12 protein-coding genes and 1 pseudogene are annotated in these 18,259 nt (G+C 73.5%); 2 read left to right on the forward strand and 11 right to left on the reverse strand.

The features are described from left to right. Nucleotides 1-26 precede the first annotated feature (26 nt). The gene (gene selD, locus ABZ818_RS14010; protein ID WP_361413786.1) at nucleotides 27-1,049 is read left to right on the forward strand and encodes a selenide, water dikinase SelD; all 1,023 of its coding nucleotides are present in this window, start codon (nucleotides 27-29) and stop codon (nucleotides 1,047-1,049) included. Nucleotides 1,050-1,068: 19 nt separating this feature from the next. Here the strand turns inward: selD and fdh are convergent, their stop codons facing one another. The 7 genes from fdh to ABZ818_RS14045 all read right to left on the reverse strand — a co-directional run bounded on the left by fdh (nucleotide 1,069) and on the right by ABZ818_RS14045 (nucleotide 12,931). Further along, entirely contained in the window at nucleotides 1,069-4,329 is a 3,261-nt protein-coding gene (fdh, locus tag ABZ818_RS14015) for a formate dehydrogenase (protein ID WP_361413789.1), read from the reverse strand. Between the two features lie 227 nt (nucleotides 4,330-4,556). Further along, the gene (nrfD, locus tag ABZ818_RS14020; RefSeq protein WP_361413792.1) at nucleotides 4,557-5,582 is read right to left on the reverse strand and encodes an NrfD/PsrC family molybdoenzyme membrane anchor subunit; all 1,026 of its coding nucleotides are present in this window, start codon (nucleotides 5,580-5,582) and stop codon (nucleotides 4,557-4,559) included. After that, nucleotides 5,579-6,616, reverse strand: coding sequence for a 4Fe-4S dicluster domain-containing protein (locus tag ABZ818_RS14025; RefSeq protein ID WP_361413795.1), 1,038 nt, complete (start codon nucleotides 6,614-6,616; stop codon nucleotides 5,579-5,581). Before ABZ818_RS14025 ends, nrfD begins: the two co-directional genes overlap by 4 nt. Before the next feature lie 156 nt (nucleotides 6,617-6,772). Beyond that, entirely contained in the window at nucleotides 6,773-8,884 is a 2,112-nt protein-coding gene (locus tag ABZ818_RS14030) for an alpha/beta fold hydrolase (protein WP_361414023.1), read from the reverse strand. A gap of 866 nt (nucleotides 8,885-9,750) precedes the next feature. Beyond that, a complete protein-coding gene (locus tag ABZ818_RS14035) occupies nucleotides 9,751-11,535 on the reverse strand; it encodes an N-acetylglutaminylglutamine amidotransferase (protein WP_361413798.1) in 1,785 nt (594 codons plus the stop codon). Beyond that, nucleotides 11,535-11,675: a hypothetical protein gene (locus ABZ818_RS14040; protein WP_361413801.1), complete on the reverse strand. Its 141-nt coding sequence runs from the start codon at nucleotides 11,673-11,675 to the stop codon at nucleotides 11,535-11,537. Before ABZ818_RS14040 ends, ABZ818_RS14035 begins: the two co-directional genes overlap by 1 nt. 92 nt (nucleotides 11,676-11,767) lie before the next feature. Next, nucleotides 11,768-12,931 (reverse strand): YbdK family carboxylate-amine ligase, encoded by a 1,164-nt coding sequence (locus ABZ818_RS14045; RefSeq protein WP_361413803.1) that lies wholly within the window; start codon nucleotides 12,929-12,931, stop codon nucleotides 11,768-11,770. A 241-nt stretch (nucleotides 12,932-13,172) separates the two neighbouring features. Here ABZ818_RS14045 and ABZ818_RS14050 point away from each other — a divergent pair, with 241 nt between their 5' ends. Then, nucleotides 13,173-14,183 (forward strand): aminoglycoside phosphotransferase family protein, encoded by a 1,011-nt coding sequence (locus ABZ818_RS14050; RefSeq protein ID WP_361413806.1) that lies wholly within the window; start codon nucleotides 13,173-13,175, stop codon nucleotides 14,181-14,183. A gap of 23 nt (nucleotides 14,184-14,206) precedes the next feature. Here ABZ818_RS14050 and ABZ818_RS14055 read toward each other — a convergent pair whose 3' ends face one another. The 4 genes and pseudogenes from ABZ818_RS14055 to ABZ818_RS14070 form a co-directional block, all read right to left on the reverse strand. Continuing rightward, the gene (locus tag ABZ818_RS14055; protein WP_361413809.1) at nucleotides 14,207-14,683 is read right to left on the reverse strand and encodes a hypothetical protein; all 477 of its coding nucleotides are present in this window, start codon (nucleotides 14,681-14,683) and stop codon (nucleotides 14,207-14,209) included. Nucleotides 14,684-15,109: 426 nt separating this feature from the next. Beyond that, nucleotides 15,110-16,345 (reverse strand): cytochrome P450, encoded by a 1,236-nt coding sequence (locus ABZ818_RS14060; RefSeq protein WP_361413812.1) that lies wholly within the window; start codon nucleotides 16,343-16,345, stop codon nucleotides 15,110-15,112. 48 nt (nucleotides 16,346-16,393) lie between these two features. Continuing rightward, nucleotides 16,394-17,786, reverse strand: a pseudogene (locus ABZ818_RS14065) (FAD-dependent oxidoreductase). Further along, nucleotides 17,776-18,021, reverse strand: coding sequence for a ferredoxin (locus ABZ818_RS14070; protein ID WP_361413815.1), 246 nt, complete (start codon nucleotides 18,019-18,021; stop codon nucleotides 17,776-17,778). The pseudogene ABZ818_RS14065 and the gene ABZ818_RS14070 overlap by 11 nt, the downstream one beginning before the upstream one ends. Between the last annotated feature and the right edge of the window lie 238 nt (nucleotides 18,022-18,259).

The following is an 18,259-nucleotide window of genomic DNA, read 5'->3' on the forward strand; positions in this document are numbered from 1 at the left end:
AGACCACCGAGACCAGGAGACCCGGCGTGACCGCCACCCATGAAACCCCCGTACGGCTCACCCAGTTCGCTCACGGCGGCGGCTGCGCCTGCAAGATCCCGCCGGGCGAGCTGGAGGACGTGCTCGGCGGACTGCCGGTGGTGCTGCCGGCCGCTGGGGACACCCCGCTGCTGGTCGGCCTGGCCACCGGCGACGACGCGGCCGTCGTGACGCTGCCCGATCGGGGCGGCGCCGCGCAGGCGGTGGTGTCCACCGCCGACTTCTTCACCCCCGTCGTCGACGACCCCTGCGACTGGGGGCGCATCGCCGCGGCCAACGCCCTGTCGGACGTCTACGCGATGGGCGGCCGCCCCGTCCTGGCGGTCAACCTGCTGGCCTGGCCCCGTGACGTGCTGCCCTTCGAGCTGGCCCGCGAGGTGCTGCGCGGCGGGCTGGAGGTCGCCGCCGAGGCCGGCTGCCACGTCGGCGGCGGGCACAGCGTCGACGACCCCGAACCCAAGTACGGCATGGCCGTCACCGGCCTGGCCGACCCCGCCCGGCTGCTGCGCAACGACGCCGGCCGGCCCGGACTGCCCCTGACCCTGACCAAACCGCTCGGCCTGGGCGTGCTGAACAACCGTCACAAGGCCACCGGCCAGCGGTTCCAGCAGGCCGTGGCCACCATGGTGGCCCTCAACCGGGACGCCTGCGCCGCCGCGCTGGCCGCCGGGGCCTCCTGCGCCACCGACGTGACGGGCTTCGGCCTCCTGGGCCACCTGCACAAACTCGCCCGCGCCTCGGACGTGACCGCGGTGATCGACACGGCGGCCGTGCCCTACCTGGACGGCGCCCGCGAGGCCGTACGCGACGGCTACGTCAGCGGCGGCACCCGGCGCAACCTGGCCTGGGTGGAGCCGTTCACCGACTTCGGCGGCACCGACGCCGACACCCGTCTGCTGCTGGCCGACGCCCAGACCTCCGGCGGCCTCCTCATCGCGGGGGAGATCCCCGGTTATCCGGTGATCGGCGAACTGGTCCCGCGCGGGGCCCACTCCATCGTGCTGAGGTGAGCCCCGCGCAGGCCACCCGTCAGGGCTCGGTTCCGGTGTGCTCGTCGATGCCGGCCCGCGCCTGGTAGGAGCGGACCAGTTCCACGGCGGCCGGACCCCTGGGGCGGCGGCCCGGGCGGATGTCGACGCCGAACGCCTTGGCCTCCTGGATGTGGACGTTGGGGTCGAGGGAGAGGTGGAGCAGTTCGTTGGCCGCGTCGCCGGTGCTGTAGCCGTTCGGGCCCCAGTGGTAGGGCAGGCCCACCTGATGCAGGGTGCGGCCGTGCACGGTCAGCGGCGGCACCCGGTCGGTGACCAGCACTCGTGCCTCGATGACGGCCCGGGCACTGACGATCGTCGCCCAGCCGGTGTGCACCAGACCGCGCTCGGCGGCCAGTTCCGGCGACACCTCGCAGAAGAACTCCGGTTGCAGCTCCGCCAGATACGGCAGCCAGCGCGACATGCCGCCCGCCGTGTGGTGCTCGGTGAGCCGATAGGTGGTGGCCACGAACGGGAACACCTCCGAACCCGGCTCGCCGGCACTGGGCCCGTAGCGGTTGTCCGGGCGCGACCGCGTCACGAACCGCACCGGATTGCGCTGCTGCCCGTACAGCAGGTTCGGGAACGGCGACTCCTGCGGCTCGTAGTGGGTGGGCAGCGGGCCGTCGGTGAGCCCGGCCGGCGCGTACAGCCACGCCTTGCCGTCGGACTGCATCACGAACGGGTCGCCGCCCGACAGCGCCCGACCGCCGGTGGCGTCCGGCGGCGCCTGGTAGGACGGGGCCTTGTCCTTGGCGAAGTCGGCGATGTCGTGGCCGGTCCACTGCCCCTCGTCCTCGTCCCACCACACCAGCGCCTTGCGCTCGCTCCACGGCCTGCCGTCGGGGTCGGCCGAGGCCCGGTTGTACAGGACCCGGCGGTTGGCGGGCCAGGCCCAGCCCCACTGGTTGGCGACCCAGTCCTGCTCCCGGCCCGGCTTGCGGCGGGCGGCCTGGTTGACGCCGTCGGCGTACACACCGCAGTAGATCCAGCAGCCGCACGTGGTGGATCCGTCCGGTGCGAGCTGCTCGTAGGAGGCCAGCGGGTCGCCCTTGGCGTCGCGGCCGTTGATCTCGGCGAGGACGCTCTCCGCGTCCGGCTCGGCCTGCGCGCCCCTGGTGGGGTAGTCCCAGGTCAGGTCGAGGACCGGCCGGTCCACGGGGTCGGTGGACTCCGCGAGCTTCTGCCGGACCAGTCGGCCGAGGTGGAAGGTGAACCACAGGTCGCTGCGGGCCTCGCCGGGCGGTTCGACGGCCTGGTGGTGCCACTGCAGCAGCCGCTGCGTGTTGGTGAAGCTGCCGCCCTTCTCGGTGTGCGCGGCGGCCGGCAGGAAGAACACCTCGGTGCCGATGTCCTCCGTGCGCAGCTCCCCGGTCTCGATCTCCGGGCCGTCCTTCCACCAGGTGGCCGACTCGATGAGCGAGAAGTCGCGCACGACCAGCCAGTCCAGGTTGGCCATGCCCAGGCGCTGCATCTTCGCGTTGGCGGAGCCCACCGCGGGGTTCTCGCCCAGCAGGAAGTAGCCCTTGCAGACGCCTTCCATCTGGGCCGTCACCGTCTCGTAGGTGGAGTGGGAGCCCGTCAGCCGCGGCAGGTAGTCGAAGCAGAAGTCGTTCTCGGGCGTCGCCGCGTCACCCCAGTACGCCTTGAGCAGGCTCACCAGGTACGCGCGCATGTTGCCCCAGTAGCCCTTGGTGGCCGCCTCGCCCCGGACGAAGGAGTCCAGATCGTCGTCGTGGTGCGCGTGCGGCATCGGGATGTAGCCGGGCAGCAGGTCGAACAGGGTGGGGATGTCCGTCGACCCCTGGATGGAGGCGTGCCCGCGCAGCGCCATGATGCCGCCGCCCGGCCGACCGATGTTGCCGAGCAGGGTCTGGAGCACGGCGGCGGCGCGGATGTACTGCACCCCCACGGTGTGCTGGGTCCAGCCCACCGCGTAGGCGAACGCGGTGGTCCGCTCGCGCCCGGAGTTCTCGGTCACGAGCTCGCACACCTCGCGGAACAGGTCCTGCGGCACCCCGCAGATCCGCTCGACCATCTCCGGGGTGTAGCGGGCGTAGTGCCGCTTGAGCACCTGGAACACGCACCGCGGGTGGGTCATCGTCTCGTCGCGTTCGGGCCGGCCCTCGCCGATGTCGGGGCCGCCCGCCCCGTGGGCCTCGCCGCGCGCCGACTCGCTCACCAGGCTGCGGCGGCCGGCGCGCCTCTCGTAGTCCTGGTCGCGCTGGCCGGAGGCCGCCTGCATCTCCATGCCCTCGTACTGCCAGCTGGTGTTGTCGTACCTGCGGCCGTCGGGGTCGAGGCCGGAGAACACGCCGTCGAGGTCCTCGGCGTCCTGGAAGTCCTCCCGCAGCACCACCGGCCCGTTGGTGTAGGCCACGACGTACTCGCGGAAGTACTTGTCGTTGCTCAGGACGTAGTTGATGATCCCGCCGAGGAAGGCGATGTCCGAGCCCGCGCGCAGCGGCACGTGCACGTCGGCCAGCGCGCTGGTCCGGGTGAACCGCGGGTCGACGTGGACCAGCTTGGCGCCACGGGCCTTGGCCTCCATCACCCACTGGAACCCGACCGGATGGCACTCGGCCATGTTCGAGCCCTGGATGACGATGCAGTCGGAGTTCTGGAGGTCCTGCTGGAAGGTGGTCGCGCCGCCGCGGCCGAACGAGGTTCCCAGACCGGGAACGGTGGAGGAGTGTCAAATACGCGCCTGGTTCTCGATCTGGATCGCGCCCAGCGCCGTGAAGAGCTTCTTGATCAGATAGTTCTCCTCGTTGTCCAGCGTCGCCCCGCCCAGGCTCGCGATGCCCATCGTGCGCCGGGTGCGGATGCCGTCGACCTCCCACTCCCAGCCGGCGCGGCGGGCCTCGATCACCCGGTCGGCGATCATGTCCATCGCCGTGTCGAGGTCGAGCCGCTCCCACCGGGTGCCGTACGGGCGCCGGTACAGCACGTGGTGCTCACGCGCGCCACCGGTGGTCAGCTGAAGACTGGCCGCGCCCTTGGGACACAGCCGGCCGCGGGAGATGGGGGAGTCCGGGTCGCCCTCGATCTGCGTGACCCGCTCGTCCTGGACGTAGACGTTCTGGCCGCAGCCCACCGCGCAGTACGGGCAGATCGACTTCACCACCCGGTCCGCGGAGGCGACCCGGGGGGTGAGCCGCGCGCTCGGCCCGCTCTTGGCGGCGGCCCCGCGGCCCAGGGGATCGGTGCCCTTGAGCTGGCGGTAGACCGGCCAGGAGTCGATCCATGTGCGTACACCCATGAGATGGAGCCCTTTCGGTACTGCTGCTCGGTGTCCTCCGGTCGTCCGCGCGGTCCTGTCCGCCGCACGTTCGCCGCGGGCGCCTCAGCCGGCGCGGCACGGTGTCGCGAGTGCTCCTGCGACACATCCTCGCGCAGCTCGGCGGGGACGGCATCCCCGATCCCACCGACGGCGGGGCATTGGCCTGGTCTCCTTCCGTCCAGTCATCCGGCACGTGGCCCGTCCAGTCATCCGGCTCGGGCCCGCAGTCGCTCCCTCTGCGGTACGACGGTGTACCGGGGGTCCTCCGCGGAGGCCACCCCGGCGTGGAACACGCCGAACCTGAGCGCGGCGGAGCCGGCCAGCAGGGCCACCCCGGCCGCCACGGCCGGACCCCGGCCGCGCAGCCGCCCCGCGACCGCCGCCAGCGCCGCGCCGCCCGCCGTGAGCGACTCCGCCGCCCGCAGCAGCCGGCTCGCCGTGCCCTGCTCGAACGGCTCGGCCGCCAGGCCCATCCGGCTCTTCATCAGCCGGAACCCGACCATCTCCAGCGCGGCGCCGAGCAGCGCCATGCGGCGGGCCGGTCCCGCCTGCGTGGCCGGCACACAGGCCAGCGCCAGCCCGGCGGCCGCACTGGCGCCGGAACCGGCGAACACGAAGGGCATCTCCCGGTAGCCCTCGTGCCACGAGGGCACCGCCGTGTCCGCGATCAGTACGGCGGTGTAGGTGGCGACCGCCGGGCCGAGGACGGCGGCGCCCGCGGTAGCGGCGGCGCCCACGGCGCGGTAGCGGCCCGCGACGTCGGTGGCCGCCGCGGCCACCGTCAGCGGCGCGTACCCGGCCAGCAGCCAGGAACCCATGCTCATGGGCGAGGTGGGCTTGAAGACGCGCAGCATGTTGACGAAACGGGCGGGCCGGCCGAGGTCGTGCACGAGCGCGACCAGCGACCCGGAGATCGCGCCCGCCGCGCCCAGCTTCGCCGTCCGGGCCAGCGCGGGCCGCCCCGTGGCCTGCGCCCCGGCCGCCAGCAGCGACGATGCCCCGGCGAGGCCGCCGAGGTAGAGGTAGCCGGCGATGTCGACGGACTTCCAGGTCGGCCTCTTCAGGACCGGCCGGCCGTAGTAGGAGGAGAACTGGGCCTCGGGCACCATCGACTGCTCGCCGCGTCCGCGGCGACGCCGGTGCCGTCCGCGCCCGGCTGCGGCGCCGATCGGGGCGTCCCGGCCGGGCCGCGCCCCCTCGACGCCGTCACGAGGGGCGTCCGGTCCGGTCATCGGGGCCTCCTGACGAAAGTGGCGACGGCCAGCGCGGTGAGCGACACGGCGGCGGCCGCCGCGTGCTTCCACATCGCGGGCAGATCCCGGGTGGTGACCACCGGGTCGGGCGGCAGGCCGTACACCTCGGGCTCGTCGAGCAGCAGGAAGAACGCGCCGTCACCGCCGACCCCGTCGTTCGGGCTCTCGCCGTACAGCCGGGCGTCGGTGACGCCGGCCGCGTGGAGCCGCGCCACCCGGGCGGCCGCCCGTTCGCGCAGTTCGTCCAGCGGGCCGAACTGGATGGAGTCGGTGGGGCACGACTTGGCGCAGGCCGGTTCCATGCCGACGCCGAGCCGGTCGTAGCACAGGGTGCACTTCCAGACCCGGCCGTCCTCCTTGCGCTGGTCGATGACCCCGTACGGGCAGGCGGGCACGCAGTAGCCGCAGCCGTTGCACACGTCCTGCTGGACCACGACGGTGCCGAACTCGGTGCGGAACAGCGCCCCGGTGGGACACACGTCGAGGCAGGCCGCGTGGGTGCAGTGCTTGCACACGTCGGAGGACATCAGCCAGCGCAGTTCGGTCCGCCCGTCGGGCGACACGGGGGAGATCGAGCCGGCAGGCTCGCCCGCGGGGGACGGCTCCGGCGGGAGGACCGCGGCCCCCGGACCCGGGGAGGGTGGGGAGCCGAGCTGCCGGGCGGCCTCGAACGCGTCGAAACCGTGGTCCACCCCCGGCTCCTGACCGCCCAGCGGCCTGCGCTGCTCGATGAAGGCCACGTGCCGCCAGGTGTCGGCGCCGAGCCCCTGGGTGTTGTCGTACGACATGCCGGTCAGCTCGAGGCCGTCCTCCGGCACCGAGTTCCACTCCTTGCACGCCACCTCGCAGGCCTTGCAGCCGATGCACACGGAGGTGTCGGTGAAGAAGCCCATCCGGGGCGGGGCGTCGGCGTATCCGGCTGCCTGGGCCACGTTCGGCTGCGGCCCGTACCACTGGTTCTCCCAGCGGGCGGTTCCGCCCGAACCGGTCGCCGCCGTACCGGCTTCGGTCATGTCCGGACCTCCTCGCTCGCCCTTCCGCCGCGTCCCGACCGCACCGTTCACAGCCGTTCTCAAGCCTGGCACGGGTGCCCGGAGGGCGCGCGCCCGAAACCGCGCTGTCGAGGGCACGGGACGTGCCGGAGGGTCCGGAAGCGGAACGCCCGCGTGTCAGCCGGTCAGGTGACGCTGGATCCAGTCGGCCGTGGCCCTGCGGAAGGCACGGCGGTTGTCCGCGCGCCGGAAGTCGTGACCCTCGTCGCGCAGGACGAGGAGTTCCGCCTCCACCCCGCGCTCCCGGGCCGCCCGCACGAACTGCTCGGACTCGCCCGGCGGCACGTTGGTGTCGTGCTCGCCGTGCACGGCCAGCACCGGCACGCGCAGCGCGTCGACGCGGCTCATCGGCGACAGCGCGTGCAGCAGCTCACGGTCGTGTTCCGGATGCCCGTACTTGTGCGCGGCCGACTGCGCCAGCCACGGCTCGGTGCCCGCGAAGAACGTCGTGAGGTCCGACATCCCGCACACCGGGACGCCGGTGCGGAACAGCTCCGGATGCCACACGAGGGACGCCATCGCCAGATAGCCGCCGTAGGAGTGGCCCATCACGGCCAGCCGGAGAGGGTCGGCCAGGCCCTCCAGGAGGACGTGCGCCGCGCAGTCGGCGACGTCGTCGATCGCGGCGAACCTGCCCCGGCCCAAGTCCGCGTCGACGAAGGAACGGCCGTAACCGGAGGAGCCGCGCACATCGGGGGCGAAGACGTCAAGGCCCCGGCCCAGCAGCTCGTGGTAGAGCGGGTCGAACACCGGGCGCTCCTGCTCCTCCGGGCCGCCGTGCAGATGCAGGACGCAGGGGGCGGGTTCCCTCGGCGAGCGGCCCGGCGCACGGTAGTACCAGCCGCCGAGGCCCAGTCCGTCCCGGGCGACGGGGCGCACCGACACCGGCCGTACCGGACGGTGGACTCCGGGGGCGACGACGTCCTCGTCGCGCGAAGACCACGGGGTGCGCAGCGCGGCGCCCTGGGGGAGCCACCACACACCGGGCCGGCGCAGCGATCCCGACAGCGCCACGACGGGCGCGTCCGGGTCCGCGGTGACGGCCACCCGGGTGACGACCTCGTGCGGGAGCCGCACGGCGCGGGACGGACCGAGGGCCGTCGCGGGCACCGGGACCAGCGGGGCCACCTCCAGCTCGCTGACCCCGCGCACGTTCCAGGACAGCACGGCGCCGCGGCCGTCGCGGTCCACGGCCAGCAACTCCAGCCCGCTTCCGTCGCGTTGGGCGGCCACCGTCAGCCTGAGCCGCCGCCCCCGCCGGTCGAGTGCGACCGCGTACAGAGCGGCGTGCTCACGGTCGTGGTCGCTGCGCAGCCACAGCGTACGGCCGTCCGGCGCGAACGTGCCGATCCACGGGTCGCCGTCGGCGACCGGCACGGCGCAGGTCACGCGCAGATCCCGGGTGCGCACCACCAGGGCCTCCCGGCGTGCCCGCGGTCCCCGGCGCACCAGCGCCAGCCGCCCGTCCCGGCTGATGTCGCACACGCGCAGGGTGGCGGCCTCCCGTTCGCTCGCCAGCAGTACGGGGGCGGCCGAGCCGTCGGGGTCGACCAGGTACGCCGACAGGGTCCTGGGCGTGGGTTCCGCCGAGGCCGTACCGGGGTCCGCGGCGGCGGGGACGCCGGTGACGTGGGTCGTCGGCGGCGTAGGGCGGGACGGTGTGCCCAGGAGGGTGGCGCGGCCGTCCCGCACGGTCCAGCCTTCCGGGTGGACCATCGCGGCGGTGTCGGAGGCGAGCGAGACCGGGGAGGCGGCGCCCGCGCCGGGACCGAGCACCCCGCTCAGTCCGGCGCGTCCGGCGCCGGCCTCCGCGCCGGCCGGGGGAAGGTACGCGGGGGCCTCGGCGACCGTCACGGCGAGCGCCGAACCGTCGTGCGTCCAGCAGCCGAGGTACGCCGAACTCCCCGGCTCGCCGCCCGCCAGGACCCGCCGTCCCGTGCCGTCGGGGCGTACGCACAGCACGCGCGTGTGCTCGCTGCCGCCCGGTGCGGTGGTGTACGCGATCCACCGTCCGTCGGGCGACCAGGCGACCTCGGTGACCGGATCAAGCTCGGTGTCCAGCAGATGTACGTCGTCGCCGTCGACCGGCCCCGCCCACAACTGGGGCACCCCACCCCGGTCGCAGATGAACGCGACATACCGCCCCCCGGGGTCGGCCGAGGGGTACCAGCATCCGTGCGAGACGAGCACCCTCGGCACGGCGTCGAGCGGCAGGGCGGTGTCCGGCACCAGTACGACCTCGGGAGCGGCCTGCGCCGCGCCGCTCCCCACCCGGCCGGGAACCGCGCGCTCAAGGCCCGTGCCGGACGGCCTTGCCGGCGACTGCTCGGCCACGCCGCCCTCCGACGGGTGCGGCCGGTCCGTGACGCCCCCCACCGGGTACGGCCGGCTCCCCGCCTGCCCTGCCGAGGGGGTACGGACGGGATCCGCGTCGTGCTCCGCCGCGTTTCCCTCCCCAGCGGTGCGAGGCCGGTCCATTCCGTGCTCCGCCGGTTTCGTACGCGGCTGGTTCGCCGCGCCCGCTGCCCGGACCGTCCGCCCTCCGTCCGCCGCGGCCACGGCCTGGCGGCTCCACGCGGGGTCGGCTGCCTCCCCCGCCCGATCGCTCCACGGGAAGCCCGCCTCGCTCGCGGCGTCCCGTTCTTCCCGCGAGGGTTCCAGGCCGGTTTCGCTCCGATTCCGGGCGGTCGGTGGAGGGCCGCCCGCCGCGTTCCCGGCTCGGTGTTCGTGCTCGGGGTCGGGCGTGTGGTCCGTCTGGCGGGGCTCGTCGCGGTCTGTGGTGATCCCGGCCCGGTCGGCCGGCGGGGGACCCGCCCCGCTTCCGGCCCGATCACCTCGCTCGGGGTCTGCCCCGCTTCCGGCCCGGTCGGCCGGCGGGGGACCCGCCTCGCTTCCGGTCGGGTCTTCCCGCTCGGGGTCTGCCCCGCTTCCGGCCCGATCACCCCGTTCGGGGCTCGCCCGGCCCTCAGCCGGGTCGGTTCCGGAGCGGTCCGGCCCGGTTCGTTCGGGGGGCGGACACTCCCGCGCGTCACTCGGCGGGGCAGCCCGCGTACCCCCCGCGTCCCCGGCCGGGAGCGGTGGTGAGGGTGGGCCGGTCAGCGGATTCCGTGGGTCTGCAGCCATATCTCCAGCAATGCAACCTGCCACAGCGCGTTCGCCCCGCGCTTGGTGCGATGGACGTCGGGCGCGGCGAGCAACTCGTCGACGTAACTCTGGCGGAACAGCCCGCGGGCCCGCGCCTCGGGGGCGTAGAGGGCCTCGCGGACGCGTAGCAGCACCGGTGCGGCCATGTGCTTGATCGCCGGGACGGGGAAGTAGCCCTTGGGCCGGTCGACGACCTCCCGCGGCAGGACCTTGCGGCCCGCCGCCTTCAGGATGCCCTTCCCGCCGTCCGCGAGCTTGAGTCCGGGCGGGCAGGCGGCGGCCAACTCGACCAGTTCGTGGTCGAGGAACGGCACGCGGGCCTCAAGCCCCCAGTCCATGGTCATGTTGTCGACCCGCTTGACCGGGTCGTCGACCATCATCACGTGGGTGTCCAGGCGCAGATCCGCGTCCAGCGCGGTCTCGGCGCCCGGCACGGCCATGTGCTCCCGCACGAAGTCGCCGCAGACGTCGTGGCCGGGCAGCACCGAGGGGTCCAGCATGCGCGCGAGATCGGTGTGCGGCCGGTCGAAGTACGTCTCGGCGTACGCGTCGGCCGCGCGGTGCCGGGGCACGCGCGCCATCGCCGGATACCAGTGGTAGCCGGCGAAGACCTCGTCGGCGCCCTGACCGCTCTGCACGACCTTGACCTCCTTGGCCACCTGCTCGGACAGCAGGTGGAAGGCGACCACGTCGTGGCTGGTCATGGGCTCGCTCATGGCCAGGACGGCACCCTCCAGGGCCCGCGAGACCCGGTCGGAGGGGACCATCAGCTGATGGTGGTCGGTGCCGAAGCCCCGTGCCACCAGGTCGGAGTAGTGGAACTCGTCGCCCTCCTCGCCTCCTTCGGACTCGAAGCCGACGCTGAACGTGGCCAGGTCGCACTGCCCCTCGTCGGCCAGCAGCGCCACGATGAGGCTGGAGTCCAGACCGCCCGACAGCAGCACGCCCACCGGTACGTCGGCGACCATCCTGCGCCGCACGGCCGTGCGCAGCGCCTCCAGGACCGCTTCCGTCCAGTCCTCCGCGGTCAGACCGGCGTACTCGGGGCGGCGCGTGTAGGCAGGCTGCCAGTAGCGGTGGTCGTGGTACGTGCCGTCCGGCTCGACGATCCGGACGGTGGCGGGCGGCAGCTTGCGCACGCCGCTCAGGACGGTGCGGGGCGCGGGCACGGTCGCGTGCCAGCTGAGGTACTGGTGCAGCGCGACGGGGTCGATGGAGGTGTCCACCCCGCCGGCCGCCAGCAGCGCGGGCAGCGAGGAGGCGAACCGGAGCCGTCCGGGCGACTCCGCGAAGTACAGCGGCTTGATGCCCAGCCGGTCGCGGGCCAGGACCACCCGCCCGCTGTCCTGCTCGACGATCACGAAGGCGAACATGCCGAGGAAGTGGTCGACGCAGGAGGTGCCCCACTCCAGGTACGCCTTGAGGACCACCTCGGTGTCGGACTCCGAGAAGAACTGATGGCCCCGCGAGGCCAGTTCGCGACGCAGCTCGCGGTAGTTGTAGACGCACCCGTTGAACACGCCGACGACCCGTGCCCGGGGGTCGGCCATCGGCTGCGCGCCGCTGTCCGTCAGGTCGATGATCTTCAGCCGCCGGTGCCCCAGGGCTACGGGCCCCTGTGACCACAGCCCGCGGCCGTCGGGCCCGCGGGGCGCGAGCCGGTCGGTCATGCGTTCCACCGCGGCCAGATCCGGCTGCCGGCCGTCGAACCGGATCTCGCCGCTGAGCCCGCACATCAGACGGTCCTCCCTTCCGCGGCCTCCATCTCGGCGGCCGCGGAGCGTCTGCTGCCGGGGACGGACGCGTGCGGGACCCGGACGGAGGCCGCGACGGCCGGGCGGTCGGCGGTGGCTGTGGGGACGGGGACGGGGGACATGGCGACCACTCTCCTGGGACGGTCGTCGGGCACCGCCGATGGCGGCGGCACGCGGGTCGGGCCGGGACGGGGACGGGGACGGGGACGGCCCCTTAGGTTCCGGCACCTCCGGCGATCGGGCTCGGACGGGGGGCGCGGACGGGGTGGGCCGGCGCGACCGGGCGCGGGCCTGCGGCGCCGCGCGTCTCGGCGACCAACAGGTCGATGCTGGCGAGCAGGTCCTCGTCCCCGGCCACCCGCCGCAGCCGGTGCGCGGCACTGCCGCCGGCCAGAGTCCGGGTGAGCAGTTCGTGCACGGCCTCCCAGTCGCCGGACGCCTCCAGCGCGGGGCGGAGCCGGGCCGCCATACCGCTCACCACCTCGGGGGCGGGGGCCGCGCGCCGGGTGACCGGGTCGACCAGCGCTCCCTCCAGGCCCGAGCGGGCGGCTCGCCAGGTGGCGGCCCGCAGCCACTCGTGGTGGCCGTCGCACCGGCCGCCGTCCCCGCGGGCCAGCCGGTCGCACGCGTCCCGGACCAGCGCCCGGAAGAGCCCCGCGACCAGCACGACCGTCTCCACGCGCGGACAGGCGTCGCAGATCCGCAGCTCCAGCGTGCGCTGGTGCGCGGAGGGCCGTACGTCGTGGTAGATCATGCCGGCGTCGCCGATGACACCCGAGCGGATCAGCTCCTCCAGCGCCGCGTCGTACGCGGCGGCGTCGGCGTAGCAGCCGGGTGGCCCGGCGGTGGGCCAGCGCTGCCACAGCATCGTCCGCCAACTCGCGTAGCCGGTGTCCGCGCCGAGCCAGAACGGCGAACTGGCCGACAGCGCGAGCAGTGGCGGCAGCCACGGCGCGACCAGGCACATGGCGCGTACGGCGGTGTCCCGGTCCGGTATGTCGACGTGCACCTGCGCGCTGCAGATGAGCTGTTCGTCGGCGACCCTGCGGTACTCGTCGGCCATGTGCCGGAAGCGGCGCCCGGCGGTGACGTTGCCGGAACTCACGCGGGCCAGTGGCACGGTGCCGGCGGCCACGGTGACGAGGCCGAGCGAGGAGGCCGCCGTGTCCAGCAGCCGCCGTGAACGGGCCAGGTCCGCGAGGAGGGCGTCGAGGGTGTCGTGCACCGCGCTGTTGGCCTCGACCACGGACTGCTGGAGCTCGGTGGTGAATCCGGACCTGCGTAGCCGGTCCAGTACGGCGCGGGCGCGTGGCACCAGCCGGCCGCTCTCGACGTCCAGCACGTGGAACTCTTCCTCTGCCCCGATGCGCAGCGTCACGTCACGTTCTCCCCTTGCCTGGGTGATCATCCGGCCGTCGCGTCCAGGTCCCACGGGGGACCACTGCGGCTCCGGGACCCCCGAGTGCCCAGGCCGGGACCTTCACAAGCCTCCCGACCGCCTCCGATGTCGCACGGCCCTCCGCCGACCGCGCGCCCCGCGCCCCCGTTCGAGGGGAGGGGGCCGGGCCCCGTGCGGAAAATCCGTGGCGGACCGGCGGGCGCGATGCTGGGATGACCCGATGCGAGACCAGACGTCGATGACCGTGGACCGGGGCGGGTACCAGGACGCGGTGACACCGTGGGAGGAAGCGGCCTGGCGGGACGCCGCCCTGGAGTGGGTGGACGGCCGGCTCGCCGAGCGGGGACTGCGCGCGGCGGGGGAGTTGAGAGTGCGGCTGCGGCCGTGGTCCGTCCTGGTCCGCGTGCCGGTCGAGGGGCGCGACGCCGTGTGGTTCAAGGCCAATCCGCCGGACAGCGCCTTCGAAGGACCGCTCACCGCGGCGCTGGCGCGCTGGGCACCGCGGTACGTGCTGGAGCCGCTCGCCGTGGACCCGGGCCGCGCTTGGACACTGCTGCCCGACGGCGGAGAGTTGCTGCGCACCGCCCTCGACGACGGGCGGGCCGGTCCGCGTGTCTGGGAGGACCTGCTGCGCCGGTACGCCGGCCTTCAGCACACCCTCGTCCCCCATGCAGGACGGATAGAACTGCTGGGCGTGCCCGGTGCCCGCACCCGCGCCCTGCCCGACCTCTTCGACCGGTTCCTCGCGGAGAGTTCCGCGCTGCGGCCGGACGACCGGCGCAGGCTCGACGGCCTCCGTCCGCGCCTTGTCGCGTGGTGCGAGGAACTGGCGGCCGTCGGCGTCCCGGACTCCCTCGACCACGCGGACCTGCACGAGGGCCAGCTCTTCCACCCGGAACCGGGCCGGTTCACCTTCTTCGACTGGGGCGACGCCGTGGTCTCCCACCCGTTCTGCAGCCTGCTCGTGCCCGCCCGCTCGGCCCGGAACCGGCACGGTCCGGAGGTACTGCCCCGGCTGCGGGACGCCTACCTGGAGCCGTGGACCGGCGCGGGCCGCACCCGAGCGGAACTCACCCGCGCGGTGACCCTGGCCTGGCGGCTCGCCGCGCTGGCCCGGGCCTGTTCCTGGGGCCGTGTCTTCCCGTCCGTGTCCGGCGGCGGCGCCGACACTCCGGGCAGCGCGGAGAGCGCGAGCTGGCTGCTGGAGCTCTTCAACGAGCCGCCGTTGTGAACCACGCCCGCGGGGCGGACGGATCAGTCCCAGAGGGGGTAGGTCTGCACCTGCGGGTAGCCCTCCGGCCGCCCCGCGAGGAATTCCAGGCTCAGCCGGGTGAAGTGCTGTACCTCCGGGCGCTTCTTCCAGGGTGCCGGGCTGTCCAGCCGCACGATCACCGGGTACTCGTGGAACCTTCCGGCCGCGCAGTAGGGCTTGCAGTCGTTGACGAGATTGTAGCCCCTGGCCGTCGCGGACCGGTCGTTCCACTGCGACCACCGCAACGCGGACAGGACGCTGTTTCCGTCGCCGCAGGCGAGGATGAACGCGCCGGGTCGCTGCCGCGGCTTCCACAGACAGTCGACCAGCACCGGCCGCCCGTCCGTCCGCTGTACGGCGTGCGCCGAGCGCGCGTTCCCGTCGGAGGCCGCCGGTGCGGCGGCGGCCGTACCCACACCTGCTGTGAGCAGCCCCGCGGCGCAGAGCGCGACCGCTGTCCTCATTGTGTGTCTGCCCATGTCCGCTCCCGGCCGACGACGTCCTGGTTTCCTAACGACGCTACGGCCGAGTCGGGCGACGTTCCACTCGTGCGGGGTGATGCCGTGTTCGTGTCGAGTGGCGGGTCGTTGTCGTCCGCGTCCTGCTGGCAGGTGGCGCACAGTTCGTGGTGACCGTCGGTGGTGACGACGGTTCCCCAGCCCAGGCACTGCTCGCAGTCGCGGGCCAGGCCCAGATCAGGGTGAGGAGGAGGGGCTGGGCTGGCGCTGTGGTGGGCTCCGTACGCCATACGGGGGCGGCTCCTCGAAGCGATGGTGGGGGGATGCACACCATTTTGTCCCATTTTTGAGATCTGTCCAGACTCTTTTCCCGTGCTTGGGTCCGCACAGGACGTAACAGGCGCTGGATTTGGGGTTGATCCCTGGGCCGGCCGTGGCGTGGTGGCTCTACGAGCGCACCGAGTCGATGGCGATGTTCAGATGGCGCGGTCCGCGCAGCACCGCGTTCTGCCGGTAGGGCGGCGGGTCCTCCACCAGGCGGGGGTTGTCCAGGCGGCGGGTCAGCTCGGCCAGCGCGAGCTGTGCCTCCCGCCGGGCCAGCGGCGCGCCGAAGCAGATGTGGATGCCGCTGCCGAAGCCGAGGTGCTCGATGTCCTCGCGGTCGGGGTCGAACCGGTCCGGATCCCGGAACCGCTCCGGGTCCCGGTTGCCCGCGGCGAGCATCAGCCAGATCCGCGCACCCCTGGGAATCGTGACCCCGCGCAACTCGATGTCGGCGACACAGGTGCGCTGCGGCACCAGATGCAGGGGCTCGTAACGCAGCAGCTCCTCCACGATCCTGACGGACAGTCCCGGATCCTTGCGCAGCCGATGCAGGTACTCCGGGTGGCGCAGCAGGGTCAGCATGCCGTTGGTGATGAGGTTGACCGTCGTCTCGTGGCCCGCGATCAGCAGCAGCACCGCCGTGCTGAGCACCTCCATCATTGACATGGTCCCGTCCGCGCCATGACTGGCCGCCAGGTCGGACAGTAGGTCGTCGCGGGGCTCCTTGGTGCGCTGCTCGACCAGACCGGCCAGGTACATGCCCAACTGCATCCGGGCCTCCCGCGCGGCGCGCTGGAAGTCGTCGTCGGTGCGCTGCCGGGTCTCCGGGTCCAGGGCGGCGACGATCGGGTCCACCCAGGCGCGAAAGCGCGGCTCGTCCTCGCGCGGCACTCCGAGCAGCCGGCAGATCACCGTCACCGGGAAGGGGTAGGCGAACTGGTCGACGACGTCGATCTGCCGGGCGTCGCCGAAGCCGTCGATCAGCTCGGTGATGATCCCGGTGAGTTCCCCGGTCATGGAGTCGATCCGGTCGGGCCGGTGCGGCGGGCCGAAGGAGCTGTTGGCGATCCGTCGCAGCCGGTCGTGCTCGGGCGGGTCGAGCCTGATGAAGCTCGGCGGCAGCCCCGTGGCCTCCGGGCCCGACAGCTCGTCCGCGCCGGCGGCGGTGAGGTTGGTGGCGTCCGAGCTGACCCTCGGGTCGTGGAGCAGCCCGAGGATGTCGTAGTACGAGCTCACGACGTAGGAGCCGTCCTCCTCCTCGTGCAGCACCGGTGTCTTGCGCAGTTCCTCGTAGAGCGGATACGGGTCGGCGCGGTTGGCGTAGTCGGTGATCCGATGCAGGAACGAGGCGTGCGTCATGTCGGGTCCTTGGGGCGCGGAGGTCCGGGGTGGGAGGCGGGCGCAGGTTCAGTGGCGGGCCGGCGTGAAGACCAGTCGTCGGTCGGCCGGGGAGTAACCGCTGAGGGTCACGGTCGGGCCGTGCGTCGGCAGCGAGGGGTCGGGGAAGTCGGCCGGCACCGGCTTGCGGCCCTCGGGCCGGCGGTCCACCGTCGTGAACTCCACCGGGAACGGCGCGCCCGTCTCGATCAGCCGCTGGTAGAACTCCAGCCACCGCGTGTTGTCGAAGCTCACGGCGGCGATCACGCGGCCCTGGCAGCCGTACACCCCGACGAACCGCCGCTCGGTGAGGGACCCCTGGGTGATCATGACCTCCTCGCCCATGGACGGTACGCCGACCGACTTGATGTTCACGCCGAACTGCGAGGACCAGAAGGCGGGCACCCACATGTGCGGGCGCCGGTCGGCGCTGGCGCTGATCATGTTGTGCGCGGCCACCTCGGCCTGGGCGACGGCGTTGCCCCAGTGCTCCAGGGACAGGAACTGGTAGCCGAACAACGGATGCGGGGAGCGGGCGACGTCGCCGGCGACGTAGATGTCGTCGGTGACGATGCCCCGGAAGTCGAAGGCCCGGCAGCCCGCGTCGCAGGCGATGCCACGCGGGCCGGCGCCCAGCCCCGAGCCCACCAGCCATTCGGTGTTGCGGGTCGCGCCCAGCGAGACCACCACCACGTCCGTCTCGACGACACTGCCGTCGGACAGGTGCGCGGCCCGCACCCGGCCCGTCGCGTCGCCCTCCAGACCGGTGACCATGACCCCGGTGCGCGGGTCCACCTCGTTCTCGCGGTGCAGCTCCGCGGCCACCGCGCCGATCACCCCGCCGAGCGCGCCCACCAGAGGAGCGCCGGCCCGCTCCGCGACCGTGACCGCGATGCCCTGGTCCCGGCACGCCGAGGCGATCTCCGAACCGGAAGCCGGCCCCGATGACCAGCACCCGGCACGGCGGGCCCTTCATCCGACGGTGCAGACGGACCGCGTCGTCCCGGGTGCGCAGCACGAACACCCCGTCCAGTTGGGCCTCGTCCTCCTTCGGCCAGGGCCGGGCGTGCACACCGGTCGCGATCAGCAGCCGGTCGTAGGGCACCTCCTCGCCGTCGGCCAGCCGCACCCGCTTGGCCGCCATGTCCAGGCCGGCCGCCGCGACCCCGAGCCGCCAGGTCGCGTCGATGTCCCGGCGCCGGGGCAGTTCGGTGTGGTCCGGGGACGCCATGCCGAGCAGCGCCGCCTTGGAGAGCGGGGGCCGGTCGTAGGGTTCGTAGGGCTCGTCACCGATCATGGTGAGCGGTCCGGTGAATCCTTCGGCGCGCAGCGTCTCGGCGGCTCTGAGGCCCGCCAGCGAGGCGCCCACGATCACGATCCGGCCTTCGCGTCGGAGCCACTCGTGGAACGTCTCAGTGGGCATCGGAGGCCTCCCGCCCCGCCCCGACGGGCTCCTCGTCCGCGTCGTCCAGCCCCTCTGCCGTGATCGCCTGCACCGGGCACGCAGCGACGGCGCGCGCGACCCTCTCCCTGTACTCCGTGCCGGGCCGCGGGTTGTAGACCAGCGACTCCTCGCCGTGCATGGTGAACACGCCCGGCGCGAGGAACGCGCACTGCGCGTATCCCTGGCACTTGTTGAGGTCGACGACAAGCCTCATGGCGCCCCGCCCTTCCGGCGGCCAGGTCCTCGGGAAACACCCGCTCGGCGGGCACCCTCGGACGGCGGTCATCCCACGTCAGGATCGAAGCGCCGGGGCTCTCCCCGCGCGTCAAGGCCCGCCGATGGAGTGACAGGGCGGCGCGGCGCGGGCCGACACCACGGGGCCGAGTCAAGCGGCCTGCGCGACACCGGGCCGCGCCCGGCGGTCGCCGGCATCAGGATGTACGCGAAGCGGC

Origin of the sequence: Streptomyces sp. NPDC047453 (assembly GCF_040643155.1) — a bacterium.
In the GTDB taxonomy this organism is placed as follows: domain Bacteria; phylum Actinomycetota; class Actinomycetes; order Streptomycetales; family Streptomycetaceae; genus Streptomyces.

Excerpts from the sequence above, each read along its gene's own strand:
- ABZ818_RS14040 (WP_361413801.1), bottom strand. The coding sequence starts at position 11,675 with ATGTCCCCCGTCCCCGTCCCCACAGCCACCGCCGACCGCCCGGCCGTC.
- nrfD (WP_361413792.1), bottom strand. The coding sequence starts at position 5,582 with ATGACCGGACCGGACGCCCCTCGTGACGGCGTCGAGGGGGCGCGGCCC.
- ABZ818_RS14035 (WP_361413798.1), bottom strand. The coding sequence starts at position 11,535 with ATGTGCGGGCTCAGCGGCGAGATCCGGTTCGACGGCCGGCAGCCGGAT.
- ABZ818_RS14070 (WP_361413815.1), bottom strand. The coding sequence starts at position 18,021 with ATGAGGCTTGTCGTCGACCTCAACAAGTGCCAGGGATACGCGCAGTGC.
- ABZ818_RS14025 (WP_361413795.1), bottom strand. The coding sequence starts at position 6,616 with ATGACCGAAGCCGGTACGGCGGCGACCGGTTCGGGCGGAACCGCCCGC.
- ABZ818_RS14050 (WP_361413806.1), top strand. The coding sequence starts at position 13,173 with ATGCGAGACCAGACGTCGATGACCGTGGACCGGGGCGGGTACCAGGAC.
- ABZ818_RS14060 (WP_361413812.1), bottom strand. The coding sequence starts at position 16,345 with ATGACGCACGCCTCGTTCCTGCATCGGATCACCGACTACGCCAACCGC.
- ABZ818_RS14055 (WP_361413809.1), bottom strand. The coding sequence starts at position 14,683 with ATGGGCAGACACACAATGAGGACAGCGGTCGCGCTCTGCGCCGCGGGG.